Below are 475 nucleotides of genomic sequence, written 5' to 3'. Positions count from 1 at the left end.
TGTGGGACGAATGCGAGTGGGGCGACGTGCACTGGTACTGCTGCGGCAACCCTGTGGAAGGCCGTGCGCTCCTCGACCGCGTGCTCCTGGCCATGACACCCCGGAGCGCCCGCGAGCTCCGGACGGTCCTCGCCAAGTACGACTCTCTCTGGATCACCCCGTACCCGTACCTCGCGGATCGATACTGAAGCGGCGCTCCGACCCGCGCCGGGTCTGGTTACGGTTGCCGGGTGAACGGATCGAATGCATCAGCCGGCGTACCGGCCCACCCCGGCGCATTGCTGCCTCTCATGGGCAGCGACGAGGAGGTCGTCGCCTTCTTTGCCGGGATCGCGGACCTCGACGCGACGGACCCGGCCGACCACCTGTTGGAGGACGGGGTTCGGCTCGCTTCCGGAGCCCGGCTCGAGCAGTTCGCGCGGGCGGGCGCAGGGGACGCTTACTGCTTCGTCGGCGAGGGTGGCGAGGGACCGGG

General features: G+C 69.7%; 2 pseudogenes. Both read left to right on the top strand.

What is annotated here, in order from left to right:
* Window positions 1-188 (top strand): annotated as a pseudogene (locus G3I78_RS47980) (hypothetical protein); the annotation flags it as partial.
* Between the two features lie 102 nt (window positions 189-290).
* Window positions 291-475: pseudogene (locus tag G3I78_RS47975) on the top strand (hypothetical protein); the annotation flags it as partial.

Source organism: Streptomyces sp. SID13726, from assembly GCF_010548375.1.
Classification (GTDB): domain Bacteria; phylum Actinomycetota; class Actinomycetes; order Streptomycetales; family Streptomycetaceae; genus Streptomyces.
Note: the sequence above shows the minus strand (reverse complement) of the source record. Positions and strands in the feature narration are given on the sequence as shown.